This is a genomic window from Azospirillum sp. (genome assembly GCF_035628975.1).
In the GTDB taxonomy this organism is placed as follows: domain Bacteria; phylum Pseudomonadota; class Alphaproteobacteria; order Azospirillales; family Azospirillaceae; genus Azospirillum.
Window position 1 is genome coordinate 1 of the sequence record NZ_DASPIS010000130.1, and the last position, 15,125, is coordinate 15,125.

Below are 15,125 nucleotides of genomic sequence, written 5' to 3' on the forward strand. Positions count from 1 at the left end.
CGCGGGATCGTCGCGGAAGCGCTCCTGCAGCGCTTCGAGATAGGCGGCCCCGGCGGCGTTGAGCGGAGAGGACGGCCTAGACATGGCGCTTACCGTTCATGCGGTTGAACATCCGTCGTTTGAGGCGGTTGGGAACAGTTCGCCACAGACTACCGATCAGCCCCGCATCGCGGAGCGCATGGCGTGCCTGTAACAGATATTCATTGCGGGCATAGCAAACCGTCAGTACCCACCCCGGTCTCGCGGGGGACCAAGGGGCTCGGCCGAAACGGTTTGTGTCGCTGATGGCTTGCTCGGCTTATGGCTGGTATGCCCACGAAACACATTCCTCTGTGCGGACGGTTGCTCCACTGTCAGGGTCACCACATCGACCCGGCCGTTCCCAGCCAGTCACCATCGCCCTCAAGAACAGCCGCCGCCAATTCCACGGACACAGCGAGCAAGGATACGTCGCGCCCACCGCCAGACGTCGCAAGTCAGGATTACCATCTGTTCTTTACCAGTCGGATGGATGTCCTGAAGGCGACGGCGGTCGTGGACGATCAACCGTTATCGTGCCGTCACACAACAAGAACTTCGGGAGGAACAACAGCATGAAGCGCCGTCAATTCTTCAAGGGTGCCGCCGTCGCCGCCGGTGCCTCCACGCTTGCGGTTCCCGCCATCGCACAGTCGGAGCCGACGATCCGCTGGCGCTGCGTGTCCAGCTTCCCGAAGAACATCGACGTGCTCTATGGCAGCGCCGAGGTGATGGCGAAGAACGTCGCCGAGGCCACTGACGGCAAGTTCCAGATCCAGGTCTTCGCCGCCGGCGAGGTGGTTCCGGCGCTCCAGGCCCTGGACGCTGCCAGCAACGACACGGTCGAGATGTGCCACACCGCATCCTACTACTATGTCGGCAAGGATCCGGCCTTCGCCTTTGGCTGCTGCCTGCCCTTCGGATTGAACACCCGCCAGCAGAACGCCTGGTTCTATCACGGCGAAGGCGGCAAGCTCCTGGAGGAGTTCTATGCCGGCTACAACCTGAAGGCGCTTGCCGGCGGCAACACCGGGTCCCAGATGGGCGGCTGGTTCCGCAACGAGATCAAGAGCGTCGAGGATTTGAAGGGTCTGAAGTTCCGCATCTCCGGCCTGGGCGGCCAGATCCTGGCCAAGCTGGGCGTCGTGGCGCAGCAGGTCGGCGGCGGCGACATCTACCCGGCGCTGGAACGCGGCACCATCGACGCCGCGGAGTTCAACGGCCCCTACGACGACGAGAAGCTCGGGCTCTACAAGATCGCGCCCAACTATTACTATCCGGGTTGGTGGGACGGCACCTCGCTCCAGCACTTCTTCATCAACACCAAGCGCTGGAACGACCTGCCGAAGCACTATCAGGCGGCGCTGACGGCGGCGGCGGCGCTGGCGAACATCGACAGCGTGGCGCGCTACGACGTGCTGAACCCGGCGGCGCTGAAGCGCGTTGTCGCCAATGGCGCCAAGCTGCGCGCCTTCCCGCAGGATGTGCTGCAGGCCAGCCACAAGTCGGCGATGGAGCTTTACGACGAGCTGTCGGACAAGAACCCGGCCTTCAAGAAGTTCTACGAGAGCTATCGACGCTTCCAGAACGATTCGAACCTGTGGCTCCAGGCATCGGAATATGCCTACGACAGTGCCACGCTCCGCCTGACCCGGCGCTGATCCGCCGTCTCTCCTTGCGATATCCCAGCCATGACCGGGCAGCGGCACAAACGCTCCCGGCCGTGGCGTCGTCGCGGCGTTCGCGACCGGCCTTCCGGGAGAAGCTGCCCCCATGACGAGTCCACCCCCCTCCCCCCTGATGACGGCCCTCGTGCGGGCCTGCCAACTGGTCGACGCGGTCACCGAGTGGCTGGGCAAGACGATATCCTGGCTAATCCTGCTGGCGATCCTGGTGTCGGCGGTCAATGCCGGCGTCCGCAAGCTGTTCGACGTCAGCTCCAACTCGTGGCTCGAACTGCAATGGGTGCTGTTCGCCGCCGTGTTCCTGCTCTGCTCCCCCTGGACGCTGCGGGACGACGAACACATCCGCATCGACATCGTCAACGCGATGCTGAGAAAGCGCGCGCGCGACGGCATCGACCTGTTCGGCCATATCGCCTTCCTGCTGCCTTTCAGCTTCGTGATGATGATCACCTCTTGGCCATTCGCATTCGCCTCCTTCACAATCGAGGAACAGTCGATGAACGCGGGCGGCTTGCCGCAATGGCCGGCGAAGCTGCTGATTCCGCTGGGCTTCACCGTGCTGTTTGTGCAGGGCCTGTCCGAGCTGGTCAAGCGCGCCGCGATCATGGCCGGCCATCTGGAGGATGCGAACCAGCGGGCCGGGGGTCATCAGGCGGCTGCCGAGGCCGAAGCCGAGAGATTGCTCGCCGCGGAGCGCGAGCGAGCCGCCCAACCCGACACCCTTCCAAGCCGGTAGACGCGCGATGAGCACGACCTTCCCCTCCCTTTCGACGCGCACCGCCCGGCTGTCCGTCATCTCCCTGCTGCTGCTGGCCGCCGTCGCCGTGGCGCTCTATGTGCTGCCGGTGCCGGGTGCCGGCGCGCTCGCTGAACAGGACGGCTGGCGCGGCTGGTTCGGCCACAACATGGCGCCGATCATGTTCGCCGTGCTGGTGGTCATGCTGCTGCTGGGCTATCCGGTCGCATTCGCGCTCGCCGCCAACGGCTTGCTGTTCGGCCTGATCGGCATCGAGCTTGGCCTGTTCCGCCCCGACCTTTTCCAGGCCCTACCGGAGCGCGTCTACGGCACGATGAACAACGACGTGCTGCTGGCGGTGCCCTTCTTCACCTTCATGGGGCTGGTGCTGGAGCGCTCCGGCATGGCCGAGGATCTGCTCGACACCATCGGGCAGCTGTTCGGTTCGATCCGCGGCGGCCTGGCCTATGCCGTCATCTTCGTCGGCGCCCTGCTGGCGGCGACAACCGGCGTGGTCGCCGCCTCGGTCATCTCCATGGGGTTGATCTCGCTGCCGATCATGCTGCGCTACGGCTACGACCGCCGTCTGGCGTCCGGCATCATCGCCGCGTCCGGCACGCTGGCCCAGATCATCCCGCCGTCGCTGGTGCTGATCGTCATGGCCGACCAGCTCGGCCGCTCCGTCGGCGACATGTACGAGGCCGCCTTCGTCCCCGGCCTGCTGCTGTCGGGCCTGTACGCCCACTACGTCTTCGTCGTCTCCATGATCTGGCCCAACTCCGCGCCCGGACTCCCTCCTGAGGCTATCGCCTACCGCGAGCCCAACGGCGCGCGCGGCGTCTGGCAGCTCGGCATGCTGGCGCTGTTCTCGGGAGCCGTCGCCTATTGGGTGATGGGCCGCACCGATGTGAAATCCGGCGCCGATTATGTCGTGCTCCTGCTGTCGGTGGCTGTGACTGTGGCCTTCCTGGCCGCCACCTTCAACCGGACCTTCGGCGCGCGGCGTCTGGTGCTTCAAACCGCGGTGACGGCGGTGCTGACGGCGGGAGCGGCGTGGCTGACGCTGAACGGCTGGTCCACCCTGGCCCTGATCGGCGATTCCGTCGCAGCCGGCGCGCTCTACGCCCTGGCCGTGGCCTTGGTGGAGCGGGCCAGCGGCCGGCGGCTGATCTCCCGCATGGCGGAACAGGCGACCTTCGTCATGGTGCCGCCGCTGGCGCTGATCTTCCTGGTACTCGGCACGATCTTCATCGGCCTCGCCACCCCGACCGAAGGCGGCGCCATGGGTGCCGTCGGCGCGCTGTTGCTGGCGGCGATGAAGAAGCGGCTGAGTCTCGACATGGTGCGTCAGGCCACCTACTCGACGGCGAAGCTGGCGGCCTTCGTGCTGTTCATCCTGATCGGGGCGCGGGTGTTCTCGCTCACCTTCTACGGCGTCAACGGCCATGTCTGGGTCGAGGAGCTGATGGTCTCCCTGCCGGGCGGACAGATGGGCTTCCTGATCGCCGTCAGCGTGATGGTGTTCCTGCTGGCCTTCTTCCTCGATTTCTTCGAACTGGCCTTCATCGTCATCCCGCTTCTGGCTCCGGCGGCCGACCGGCTGGGCATCGACCTGGTGTGGTTCGGCATCATCCTGGCGGTGAACATGCAGACCAGCTTCATGCACCCGCCCTTCGGCTTCTCGCTATTCTTCCTGCGCTCGGTGGCGCCGAAGCTGCCCTATATCGACCGCGTGACGAAGAAGGAAACCGCGCCGGTCCTGACCAGCCAAATCTATTGGGGGGCCGTGCCCTTCGTCGTCATCCAGCTGGTGATGGTGGCGCTGGTGATCGCCTTCCCGCAGATGGTCATGCATTACAAGTCCACCGCGGTCAAACTGGACGACAAGCAGATCGAAGAGCAGTTCCAGGGTTTGGGCAACAGCCTGGACGACGACATGCCGCCGCTGGAATTCAAGTGAGACAGGAAGGAATGACACCATGCGCATCGCCGTCGTAGGAGCCGGCGCCGTGGGCGGCGCGCTGGCGGGGTATCTCGCCGCGACCGGCCGGCACCAGCTTTCGCTGCTGGCGCGCGGGGAGCATCTGACGGCGATCCGCGAGCGCGGACTGGCCATCCAGACGCCGAAGGGAACGTTGACGTGCAGACCGCAGGCCAGCGACTCCGCCGCCGAACTGGGCCCTCAGGACGTGGTGATCGTCACCGTCAAAGGACACGGGTTGCCGGCGCTGGCGTCGTCCTTTCCGGCGCTCTGCGGCCCGGACACGCTGGTGGTGGCTGCGCAGAACGGCATTCCCTGGTGGTATCTGTACGGTGTCGGGAATGACGTGACGCCGGAGCCGCTGGACGTGGTCGATCCCGGTGGCGCCGTCTGGTCGGCCATCGGGCCGGAGCGGGTCGCCGCTTGCGTGATGGAGGTTCTCCCGGCCCGCATCGTCGAACCGGGTGTCGTCGCCCACACCGCCATGCCGGTGCTGGCCTTCGGCGCCCCCCGGCCCGGCGACCATGCCGCAAAGCTGGCGGCGCTGGCCGACTCCTTCAACGCGGCCGGCGCCACGGCCCGCCTGCCCGCCGACATCCGGGCCCCGCTGTGGAGCAAGCTGATGCTCAACATGGCGGTCGGCCCGACCAGTGTGCTGACCGGCGCCACCATGGGCGCCATGGAGCAGGCTCCCGGCATGGCCGCCGTCCAGGGCCGGCTGATGCGCGAGTGCCTGGCCGTGGCCCGTGCCTGGGGCGTCGACCTGCCCGACGACGTCGACGAGCGGCTCGGCCGCGGCAGCGGCGTCCCCGGCCACAAGCCGTCGATGCTGCAGGATTTCGAGGCGGGGCGGAGCATGGAGATCGACCCCATCGTGACCGCCGTCCTGGATTTGGCCCGCCGCCGCGGCGTGCCGGTGCCGACCATCGAGACGCTGTGGGCGCTGACCGCCCTGAAGGAGCGGGTGGCGCGCGCTGGCTGAGTCCGCCCGCCGCACCCGCCCTTGAACGAACAGAATTCCGGAGAAGACCCGACATGCCTTCCGATAACCGTCCAATCACCAACTTCATCGCCGGGAGCTGGCGTCCGGGCCGCGACCGGCTTGATATCTTCAATCCGTCGGACCTGGATGAGCTGGCCGGCTCCTACACGCTTGCCGGGGCCGACGACGTTGCGGAAGCGGTGGCCGCTGCCCGCAGCGCCCAGCCGCACTGGCGCGCCGCCACGGTGGAGCAGCGCTCGCTGGTGCTCGACGCCATCTCCCGCGCGCTGTTCGACGGCAAGGACGAGCTGGCGCGCATCGCCGCCGCCGAAGGCGGCAAGACCATCCCCGACGCCTTGGGCGAGATCACCCGCGCCGCCCATCTCGCCCGCTTCTTCTCGGCCGAGGCGCTGCGGGCGCCGGGCGAGACGCTGGGGTCGGTGCGTCCGGGGGTCGAGGTGGACGTGACCCGCGAGCCGGTCGGCGTCATCGGTCTGGTGACACCCTGGAATTTCCCGGTCGCCACGCCGATGTGGAAGATCGCCCCGGCGCTCGCCTTCGGCAACGCGGTGATCTGGAAGCCGTCGGAAAAGACCCCCGGCATCTCCATCGCCGTCACCCGCATCATCGCCGCGGCGCTCGAGGCGCACGGCATGCCGGCCAGCCTGTTTAATCTGGTGATCGGCGCCGGTCCGAATGTCGGCGCGGCGGTGGTCGATGCGGTGGACGCGGTGTCCTTCACCGGATCGGTCAACACCGGGCGCCGCATCGCCGTGCGCTGCGCCGAACGGATGATCCGGGTTCAGCTGGAGTTGGGCGGCCAGAACCCGCTGGTGGTGCTGGGCGACGCCGACCCGGAGCGCGCCGCTGAGATCGGCGTCAACAGCGCCTATTTCCATGCCGGGCAGCGCTGTACCGCCACCGGCCGCTTCATCGTCGAGGACAGCATCCACGACGCCTTCGTCGCCGCGATGGTGGAGCGGATGGCGGCGCTGCGCGTCGGCCACGCCCTGCTGCCGGAAACCCAGATCGGTCCGGTGATCGACGAGTTCCAGCTGACCAAGAACCTGCAATACATCGATACCGGCCTGAACGAGGGTGCCCGGCTGGTGTCCGGCGGCACACGACTGGAGCGGCCGACCCGCGGGTACTTCCTGGCCCCGACCCTGTTCACCGACACCGGCAACGCCATGACCATCAACCGCGAGGAGGTGTTCGGACCGGTCGCCAGCGTCATTCGCGTCAGGGATTACGACGAGGCGCTGGCCGTCGCCAACGACACCGATTACGGCCTGTCGTCGGGCATCATCACCAACTCGATGAAACACGCCCGCCATTTCCAGGCGAACATCCAGGCCGGCATGACCATGCTGAACCTGCCGACGGCGGGCGTCGATTACCACGTCCCGTTCGGCGGCCGGAAGATGTCGAGCTACGGCCCGCGCGAGCAGGGACGTTCGGCCATCGAATTCTACACCATCATCAAGACGGCCTACCGCGCGCTGTGACGCAGGCCCGAAGCCCAGGGAGAGCTCCCTTGCCGAACGACATCCTGACCACCGGACGCCCGGACTTCGCGACGGCCGTGCTCGCCCCCATCCGTGCCATCATCGGCGACCGCGGCCTGATCACCGATCCCGACACCATGAAGCCCTTCATGGAGTCCTGGCGCGACGGCTGGGTCGGCCGGTCGCCGGCCGTGGTGCTGCCCGACAGCACCGAAGCACTGGCCGCCGTCGTCCGCATCTGTGCCGAAACCCGCACGCCCATCGTGCCCCAGGGCGGCAACACCGGACTGACCGGGGCCAGCCAGCCGCATGCCGACGGATCGGAGATCGTCATCTCCACCAACCGGCTGAACCGCATCCGCGAGATCGACATCGACAACGATACGATGACGGTCGAGGCCGGCTGCATCCTCGCCAACATCCAGAACGCGGCGCGCGACGTCGGCCGGCTGTTCCCGATGAGCCTCGCCGCCGAAGGGTCGTGCCAGATCGGCGGCAACATCGCGACCAACGCCGGCGGCGTGCAGGTCGTGCGCTACGGCAACATGCGCAACCTCGTGGCCGGGCTGGAGGTGGTGCTGCCCGACGGCCGGATCTGGGATGGGCTGCGCGGCCTGCGCAAGGACAATGCCGGCTACGACCTGAAACAGATCTTCATCGGCTCGGAAGGCACGCTGGGCATCGTCACCGCCGCGGTGCTGAAGCTGTCGCCGCTGCCGCGCGCCACCGCCACCGCCCTGGTCGCCGTGTCGGCCCCCAGCGACGCCGTCGATCTGCTGACCCGCGCCAAGGGCGTGGCCGGCGACCGCATCGTCACCTTCGAGTTGATTCAGCGCGCCTGCATCGACGTGGCCCGCCGCCATGTGCCAGACGTGCCCGATCCCCTGCGCGACCGCTATCCCTGGTACGTGCTGGTGGAACTGGCCGACCAGGACTCCGGCAACCGGCTGGCCGAGATGCTGGAAGGCATCCTGGAGGCGGGCATGGAGGCCGGCGAGGTTCTGGACGGCGTGGTCGCCGCATCGAAGGCCCAGGCAGATTCGCTGTGGCGCATCCGCGAGGGCATCCCGGAAGGGCAGAAGCGCGAGGGCGTGTCCTTCAAGCACGACGTTTCCGTGCCGATCTCCCGCGTTGCGCGCTTCCTCGACCGCACCGACGCGGCGCTGGAGCGGGCCTGTCCGGGCATCCGCCCCTTCTCCTTCGGCCATCTCGGCGACGGCAACATCCATTACAACCCGATCCAGGCGGAAGGTGGCGACATGGCCGAATGGCGGGCGAAGCTGGCGACGGTCAACGCCATCGTCCACGACATCGTCGTCGAACTCGGCGGATCGATCTCGGCCGAGCACGGCATCGGCCGCCTGCGGATCGACGAGATGCCGCGCTACAAATCGCCGGTGGAATTGGAGATGATGGCGACGCTGAAGCGTGCCTTCGATCCGCACAACATCATGAATCCGGGAAAGATCCTGCATTCATCCGGAGTGGCGCCGTGACGTTCGACCATCTGAAGGACTGGATTGGCCGGGTGGAGCTGCGGACGGACACCGCCGCTGCCGCACCGCTGGCCGGGCTGGCCGCGACGCTGGACCACGACACCCCGCCCTGGCCGGCGGGGGAGTTGCCGCCGCTCGGCCACTGGCTGCATTTCCTCCCCAACGCGCCGCAGCGGGACATCGGCGAGGACGGCCACCCACGCAAGGGCGGCTTCCTGCCGCCGGTGCCGCTGCCCCGCAGGATGTGGGCCGGCAGCGACATGCGCTTCCTGGCGCCGATCCCCGTCGGTGCGGAGATGCGCCGCACCTCCACCATCGAATCGGTGGAGCACAAGGCAGGCCGGTCGGGCGAAATGGTGTTCGTCAGCGTGATGCACGAGATCGCGACCGACACCGGCGTCGCCATCCGCGAAAAGCAGGACATCGTCTACCGCGAAGCCGCCAAGCCGGACGAAGCGCCGCCCCCGGCATCCGCCGATCCCCTGCCCACAGCCGACTGGACCGGCAGCGTCACCCCCGATCCGGTGCTGCTGTTCCGCTATTCCGCCCTGACCTTCAACGGCCACCGCATCCATTACGACCGCCCCTACTGCCGGGAGGCGGAAGGCTATCCAGGGCTGGTGGTGCATGGACCGCTGACGGCAACCCTGCTGATGGATCTGGTGCTGCGCAATCTCGGCGGCGATTCCGGTGGCCGGCGGGTCGCCGGATTCCGCTTCCGCGCCCGCCGGCCGCTGTTCGACACCGCCCCCTTCTCGCTGAACGCGGCGGAAAAGGAGGGTGGCGAGATCGACGGATGGGTGGTCGGTCCGGACGGTCGGGTTGCGATGTCGGCCGACTTCGCGGTCACGCCATGAGCGCGCCGGTTCGAGACGGGGAATTTACCGACCAGCGGCCCCGCCGCAGCTGGCTGTTCACCCCGGCGACGCGCCCCGACCGCTTCGACCGTGCCGCGCGGTCTGGGGCGGATGTCCTGATCATCGACCTGGAGGACGCCGTGCCGCCGGCCGGCAAGGCGGCGGCGCGCGATGCGGCGTTGGCCACGCTGGCGACGAAGCCTGCCGCGCCGATCCTGCGGGCGCTGCGCATCAACGCGCCGGTGACTTCCGAAGGGCTGGAGGATCTGCTGGCCCTGGTGCGCCGCCCGCAAGACGGCGGGCCGGATTTCGTCATCGTGCCGAAGGTCGACAGTCCCGAGATGATCCTCTGGATCGACACGCTTCTGAGCGGAGCGGGCAGGCCCTTGCCGCTGGTGGCGCTGATCGAGTCCGCCCCTGGCATCGCGGCGGTGGAGGACATCGCCCGCGCATCGCCCCGATTGGCCGCCCTGTTCTTCGGTGCCGCCGACCTGTCCGCCGATCTGGGCTGCGCCACCGCGTGGGAGCCGCTTCTGTCGGCGCGTTCCCGGCTGATCAATGCCGCAGCGCTTGCGGGCATCGAAGCGGTGGATTCGCCCTTCTTCGATCTGACGGATGCCGCCGGGTTGCAACAGGAGGCCGCCGCCGCCCTGGCGCTGGGGTTCGGTGCCAAGGCGGCGATCCATCCCGGCCAGATATCCACCATCACCGCGACATTCACCCCGACCGAAGCCGAGATCACCCAAGCCCACCGCATCCTGGCGGAAAGTGCCAAGGGCGTCGCGGTGGTCGATGGCCGCATGATTGACGAAGCGATGGCGCGCAAGGCTCGCCGCATCCTGTCCCGCGCCACATGTGCAGACCAGCCGCAAGAGGACCGACTCCCATGAAAATCCTCGTCCCCGTCAAGCGGGTCGTCGACTACAACGTGAAGGTCCGCGTCAAGGCGGACGGCAGCGGTGTCGAGACCGCCAACGTTAAGATGAGCATGAACCCCTTCGACGAAATCGCCGTCGAGGAGGCCGTGCGCCTGAAGGAGGCCGGCAAGGCGACGGAGATCGTCGTGGTCTCCGTCGGCCCGACCCAGGCGCAGGAGACGCTGCGCACCGCTCTCGCCATGGGTGCCGACCGCGCCATCCTGGTGCAGACCGACGTGACCACCGAACCGCTGGCCGTCGCCAAGGTCCTCAAGGCCCTGGTCGAGAAGGAAGCGCCGGGGATGGTGATCCTCGGCAAGCAGGCGATCGACGACGACTGCAACCAGACCGGCCAGATGCTGGCGGCGCTGCTCGGCTGGGGCCAGGGCACCTTCGCCTCCAAGGTCGTCGCCGGAGACGGCACGGTCGCGGTGACGCGTGAGATCGACGGCGGTCTGGAGACGGTGGACCTCAAGCTGCCGGCGGTGGTCACCGCCGATCTGCGCCTGAACGAGCCGCGCTATGCCTCGCTGCCCAACATCATGAAGGCGAAGAAGAAGCCGCTGGAGACCGTCACGCCGGACGCGCTCGGTGTCGACGTCACGCCGCGCCTGAAGACGGTGAAGGTCGCCGAGCCGGCCAAGCGTCAGGCCGGCATCAAGGTGGCGGACGTCGCCACCCTGGTCGACAAGCTGAAGAACGAGGCGCGGGTGATCTGAGCGCCGGCCCCGGTGCCCCCACCCTAACCCTCCCCCGCTCTCGGCCGGCCGAAGGCCGGTCCGATCGCGGGAGAGGGAACTCCGCCGCTTCGCGACTAGCTTACGCCGCCAAGCGTCCTACCGCCTCTCCCGCGTAGCGGGGGAGGGATGGGGAGGTGGCAATCCGCATCCCGCCCACCCGCCAACCAAGGACCCGCCCCATGCCCATCCTGATCCTCGCCCACCACGACAATGCCACCCTCAAGCCCGCCACCGCCCATGCGGTGACCGCCGCCGCCAAGCTCGGCGGCGACATCCACATGCTGGTCGCCGGCCGCAACGCCGCCCCGGCCGCGGATGCCGCCGCCAAGCTGGCCGGCGTCGCCAAGGTGCTGCTCGCCGACGATGCCGCCTACGAACATGCCCTGGCCGAGCCGGTCGCAGCATTGCTGGTATCGCTCGCCCCTGGCTACAGCCACGTCCTCGCCGCCGCCACCTCGGTGGGCAAGAACGTGCTGCCGCGCGTCGCGGCATTGCTCGACGTGGCGATGATCTCCGACATCACCGCCGTGGTCTCCGCCGACACCTTCGAGCGGCCGATCTACGCCGGCAACGCCATCGCCACCGTGCAGTCCGGTGACGCCGTGAAGGTCGTCACCGTCCGCACCACCGCCTTCGAGGCCCCCGCCACCAACAACGGCGCTCCGGTCGAGAGCGTCGCCGCCGTCGCCGACCCGGCGCTGTCGGGCTTCGTCTCGGCGGAGCTGTCGAAGTCGGAGCGTCCGGAACTGACCTCGGCCCGCATCGTGATTTCCGGTGGACGCGGCATGCAGTCGGGCGACAACTTCCACCTGCTGGAGGCCATCGCCGACAAGCTGGGGGCCGCCGTGGGCGCCAGCCGGGCCGCCGTCGATGCCGGCTTCGTGCCGAACGATTACCAGGTCGGGCAGACCGGCAAGATCGTGGCGCCGGATCTCTATGTCGCCGTCGGCATCTCGGGCGCCATCCAGCATCTGGCCGGCATGAAGGACAGCAAGGTGATCGTTGCAATCAACAAGGACGAGGAGGCGCCGATCTTCCAGGTCGCCGACTACGGCCTCGTCGCCGACCTGTTCAAGGCTATGCCGGAGTTGCAGCAGGCGCTGTGACGCGGGGCAAACGCACGAAGGGCGAGCGTCCAAGCAGGGCGCAGACGATGCCGAAAGCCAGATCCATGGCGCCGCCGCGTCTATTCCGGGGCCAGCAGGTGGTCGGGCCCGATGGCCGGCACGTCGCTCACGCCGCACAGCGCCATCGACACGTCGAGTTCCCGACCCAGGATGCGGATGGCGCGGGTGACGCCGGCCTCTCCGCCTGCCGCAAGCCCATACACGGCGGCCCGTCCGACCAGACACGCCCTTGCGCCGCTGGCCAATGCCCGCATCACGTCTTGGCCGCTGCGGATGCCGCCATCGACCAGCAGTTCCACGCGGTCCCCCACGCTGTCGCGGATGCGCGGCAGCGCCGCGATCGACGAACAGGTGCCGTCGAGCTGTCTGTCGCCATGGTTCGACACCACCACCGCATCGGCCCCCATCTGCGCCGCACGCCTGGCGTCGTCGGGGTCCAGGATGCCCTTGACGACCCGTCCATCGCCTCGGCCAGAGCCTCGGTCAGGACAGCGGCAAGGCCGCCGCCGGCGCGGCTGCTCGACAACTCCACCAGCACGACCCAGGGCGACGGCTCCGACAGCGGATGGACGGCGCCCGGCAGATGGCGGACAGCGACCTCCAGGGAATAGGCGTTCATGATCTCGAAAGAGGACACCATGTCGCCGGTCCGCCGCCGCAGCCGGTCGAGCAGGCGCAGCGCCGCCAATGGATCGGCAACCGCCGCGACGGCGCTGGCGCTGTCCGTCACCTGCGGTTCCAGGGTCAGCAAGGCGGCGGTGATGATGCCCAGGGTCCCTTCCGAGCCGAGGAAAAGCTGCTTCAGGTCGATGCCGCTGTTGTCCTTGCGCAGGGCGCGCAGTCCGTTCCAGACGCGGCCGTCGGGCAGAACCACCTCCAACCCCAGCACCAGATCGCGGGCGGAGCCGTAGCGCAGCACCGACTTGCCGCCGGCATTGGTGGCGAGATTGCCGCCGATCTGGCAGGATCCTTCCGCTCCCAGGCTCAGCGGCAACAGCATGCCGGCGTCGGCCGCGGCGGCCTGCGCCTGGGCCAGAATCACCCCGGCCTCCGCGGTCATGGTGTAGGACAGCGGGTCGACGGCGCGGATGCGGTTCATGCGGCCGAGCTGGAGCAGGATCGCCCGCGGATCGTCGGGGATGGCGCCGTCGCTGAGCCCGGTGTTGCCGCCCTGCGGAACCACCGGGCAGCCATGCTCGGCCGCCATGCCGACCACGGCGGCCACCTCCTCCGTTGTGGAAGGCCGGGCAACCAGGGCGCACCGCCCCTCCACGCGCAGCGGCCCGCGGGTGAAGGGGGCGATGTCGGCGGGATCGCAGAGAACCGCGGCGGGCCCGAGCCGTTCGATCAGCCTGTCTTGCAAAGTTGGCATGATGGCTCCGGAGGAGTTGTGGTCACAGGTCGTCCGTCCGCAGGTCGCGGACGGTCAGCAGGTCGTCCACCGTCATCGCGAAGCTGTAGCGGTAGCCGTGGCCGACCCGCAGCGGGGCGAGGTCGCCGATCTCGCTCCACGGCGAGCGGCCGATCTCCAGCGTCGCCGGCCCCCGCCAGACCGTCGACATCGCGGTGTCGCGCACGCGCTGGCGCACCAGTTCGTGTACGTCGGGGCGGTCGCGCCGACCCTGATCGAGGCGAGGGAAATAGCGCATGTTGATCATGCGGGCGAGCATGGCGTTCGGCCGTTCGTCGGTCTCCTCTTCCAACCGCACCGAAGCTTCCACCAGCCGGCGGTCGCGATGGCTGAGGGTGCCGACGAACAGCCCGCCGGGACCGGTCGCCAGGGCCGCCGGGCTGGACAGCACGAAGCTGCGGCTCATGCGGATCAGGGCGTTGTCGCATAAATCCGGTTCGTGGTGCGGGACGTCGGCGCAGCCGGTATAGAGATGGGCTCCGCCGCCGAGTGCCCGCATGCCGTATAAGCACAATGAACCGCGCCGTCACCGGATCCCGAAGGCCAAGTACAAGGTCGAGAACTGGGGAGAGTACAACCGGGCTCTTCGGCAACGCGGGAGCCTTACGATCTGGGTGACACCCGAGGCTCTCGCGGCATGGACACCCGCCGTCACCGGCCGGAGAGGCCGTCCAGCAGCCTACTCGGACATCGCCATAGAGACCGGGATCATGCTGCGTTTGGCCTTTGGGCGCCCATGGCGGCAGACGGAGGGGTTGCTGTGCTCCATTGTCTAGATCCTCGGCATGGAGTTGCCAGTTCCTGATTACACGACGCCGGCCCGACGTAGCGCCCGCCTGTCACTGGCGGCCGCGCTGGTGAAGCCGATCGGCCCTATGACCGTGGTGATCGACAGCTCGGGCCTGAAGATGGTCGGGGCCGGCGAGTGGCATTTGGAAAAGCATGGCGGAAAGCCGCGCCGGAGCTGGCGAAAACTACACATTGCCATCGATCTGGACAGCGGTGACATCCTGGCTGCGGAGCTGACCACCACCGAGGACGGCGATGCCTCCCAGGTCGGCCCCTTGCTCGACCACATCCCCGGCCCGGTCAATGCGGTGCTGGCGGACGGCGCGTATGATGGAGAGCCCGTCTACCGTTCCATTTCCGAGCGGCACCCCACTGCCGCGGTGATCATCCCGCCCCGCGCCACGGCTGTGCCGGGCCAGAAGGCCGACACCACTCTCACTCAGCGCGACCACCACATCCAGCAGATCGTCGAGAAGGGCCGAATGAGTTGGCAGGCGGCGACCGGCTATGGAAGGCGCGCCCTCGTGGAAACCGCTTTCTTCCGCTACAAGGTTCTCATCGGACGGAGCCTCCGGGCCAGGAGTCTGCCTGCTCAGAAGATCGAGGCCCGGATCGCCTGCGCCGTCCTTAATCGGATGACCAGTCTCGGAATGCCGGTCTCACGCAAGCTCGCCTGAAACCCAGGAGATAGCGGGCAGCTTGCTCGCAGTCCGATTTATGCAACAACGCCCTTCTTGTGCGGTGATCCTGGGCCGAAATCTGGCCGTTTCTCACGATTTCAGGCTCCAGTCCGGCGATCCCGGCAACCCGACACTGACAATTGGTGAATGGTCAATCTATGGAAATAGCGTTCAATTATTCAACTCGTTTTATTAAAA

General features: G+C 67.8%; 12 protein-coding genes and 2 pseudogenes. 11 read left to right on the forward strand and 3 right to left on the reverse strand.

The genetic code is table 11. The features are described from left to right. Nucleotides 1–593 precede the first annotated feature (593 nt). The 10 genes from VD964_RS27155 to VD964_RS27200 all read left to right on the forward strand — a co-directional run bounded on the left by VD964_RS27155 (nt 594) and on the right by VD964_RS27200 (nt 12,026). Complete coding sequence (locus VD964_RS27155; protein WP_324871573.1) at nt 594–1,679, forward strand: TRAP transporter substrate-binding protein; 1,086 nt, start codon at nt 594–596, stop codon at nt 1,677–1,679. 112 nt (nt 1,680–1,791) lie between these two features. Next, nucleotides 1,792–2,439, forward strand: coding sequence for a TRAP transporter small permease subunit (locus VD964_RS27160; protein ID WP_324871574.1), 648 nt, complete (start codon nt 1,792–1,794; stop codon nt 2,437–2,439). 7 nt (nt 2,440–2,446) lie between these two features. Beyond that, complete coding sequence (locus tag VD964_RS27165) at nt 2,447–4,399, forward strand: TRAP transporter large permease (protein ID WP_414637285.1); 1,953 nt, start codon at nt 2,447–2,449, stop codon at nt 4,397–4,399. 19 nt (nt 4,400–4,418) lie between these two features. Further along, a complete protein-coding gene (locus VD964_RS27170) occupies nt 4,419–5,402 on the forward strand; it encodes a 2-dehydropantoate 2-reductase (protein ID WP_324871575.1) in 984 nt (327 codons plus the stop codon). A 53-nt stretch (nt 5,403–5,455) separates the two neighbouring features. After that, nucleotides 5,456–6,910: an aldehyde dehydrogenase family protein gene (locus tag VD964_RS27175; RefSeq protein ID WP_324871576.1), complete on the forward strand. Its 1,455-nt coding sequence runs from the start codon at nt 5,456–5,458 to the stop codon at nt 6,908–6,910. A gap of 29 nt (nt 6,911–6,939) precedes the next feature. Then, nucleotides 6,940–8,406: an FAD-binding oxidoreductase gene (locus VD964_RS27180; RefSeq protein WP_324871577.1), complete on the forward strand. Its 1,467-nt coding sequence runs from the start codon at nt 6,940–6,942 to the stop codon at nt 8,404–8,406. Next, nucleotides 8,403–9,263, forward strand: a complete 861-nt coding sequence (locus VD964_RS27185) for an FAS1-like dehydratase domain-containing protein (protein WP_324871578.1) — start codon at nt 8,403–8,405, stop codon at nt 9,261–9,263. Before VD964_RS27180 ends, VD964_RS27185 begins: the two co-directional genes overlap by 4 nt. Next, entirely contained in the window at nt 9,260–10,153 is an 894-nt protein-coding gene (locus VD964_RS27190) for an aldolase/citrate lyase family protein (RefSeq protein ID WP_324871579.1), read from the forward strand. Before VD964_RS27185 ends, VD964_RS27190 begins: the two co-directional genes overlap by 4 nt. Continuing rightward, nucleotides 10,150–10,899, forward strand: a complete 750-nt coding sequence (locus VD964_RS27195; RefSeq protein WP_324871580.1) for an electron transfer flavoprotein subunit beta/FixA family protein — start codon at nt 10,150–10,152, stop codon at nt 10,897–10,899. Before VD964_RS27190 ends, VD964_RS27195 begins: the two co-directional genes overlap by 4 nt. 200 nt (nt 10,900–11,099) lie before the next feature. Next, nucleotides 11,100–12,026, forward strand: coding sequence for an electron transfer flavoprotein subunit alpha/FixB family protein (locus VD964_RS27200; RefSeq protein ID WP_324871581.1), 927 nt, complete (start codon nt 11,100–11,102; stop codon nt 12,024–12,026). Between the two features lie 80 nt (nt 12,027–12,106). Here VD964_RS27200 and VD964_RS27205 read toward each other — a convergent pair whose 3' ends face one another. From VD964_RS27205 to VD964_RS27215, 3 genes and pseudogenes are all read right to left on the reverse strand, one after another. After that, on the reverse strand, nt 12,107–12,454 hold the full coding sequence (locus VD964_RS27205; RefSeq protein WP_324871582.1) for an alpha-hydroxy acid oxidase: 348 nt from the start codon (nt 12,452–12,454) through the stop codon (nt 12,107–12,109). A gap of 452 nt (nt 12,455–12,906) precedes the next feature. After that, nucleotides 12,907–13,419, reverse strand: a pseudogene (locus VD964_RS27210) (FAD-binding oxidoreductase); the annotation flags it as partial. A 22-nt stretch (nt 13,420–13,441) separates the two neighbouring features. Beyond that, nucleotides 13,442–13,957 (reverse strand): acetoacetate decarboxylase family protein, encoded by a 516-nt coding sequence (locus tag VD964_RS27215; RefSeq protein WP_324871583.1) that lies wholly within the window; start codon nt 13,955–13,957, stop codon nt 13,442–13,444. Here VD964_RS27215 and VD964_RS27220 point away from each other — a divergent pair. Beyond that, nucleotides 13,956–14,924: pseudogene (locus VD964_RS27220) on the forward strand (IS5 family transposase). The gene VD964_RS27215 and the pseudogene VD964_RS27220 overlap by 2 nt on opposite strands. Nucleotides 14,925–15,125 lie beyond the last annotated feature (201 nt).

Bases quoted from the DNA above. Each gene is read 5' to 3' on its own strand.
- VD964_RS27165 (WP_414637285.1), top strand. From the start codon at position 2,447: ATGAGCACGACCTTCCCCTCCCTTTCGACGCGCACCGCCCGGCTGTCC.
- VD964_RS27175 (WP_324871576.1), top strand. From the start codon at position 5,456: ATGCCTTCCGATAACCGTCCAATCACCAACTTCATCGCCGGGAGCTGG.
- VD964_RS27160 (WP_324871574.1), top strand. From the start codon at position 1,792: ATGACGAGTCCACCCCCCTCCCCCCTGATGACGGCCCTCGTGCGGGCC.
- VD964_RS27155 (WP_324871573.1), top strand. From the start codon at position 594: ATGAAGCGCCGTCAATTCTTCAAGGGTGCCGCCGTCGCCGCCGGTGCC.
- VD964_RS27170 (WP_324871575.1), top strand. From the start codon at position 4,419: ATGCGCATCGCCGTCGTAGGAGCCGGCGCCGTGGGCGGCGCGCTGGCG.
- VD964_RS27190 (WP_324871579.1), top strand. From the start codon at position 9,260: ATGAGCGCGCCGGTTCGAGACGGGGAATTTACCGACCAGCGGCCCCGC.
- VD964_RS27215 (WP_324871583.1), bottom strand. From the start codon at position 13,957: ATGCGGGCACTCGGCGGCGGAGCCCATCTCTATACCGGCTGCGCCGAC.
- VD964_RS27205 (WP_324871582.1), bottom strand. From the start codon at position 12,454: ATGGGGGCCGATGCGGTGGTGGTGTCGAACCATGGCGACAGACAGCTC.
- VD964_RS27200 (WP_324871581.1), top strand. From the start codon at position 11,100: ATGCCCATCCTGATCCTCGCCCACCACGACAATGCCACCCTCAAGCCC.
- VD964_RS27195 (WP_324871580.1), top strand. From the start codon at position 10,150: ATGAAAATCCTCGTCCCCGTCAAGCGGGTCGTCGACTACAACGTGAAG.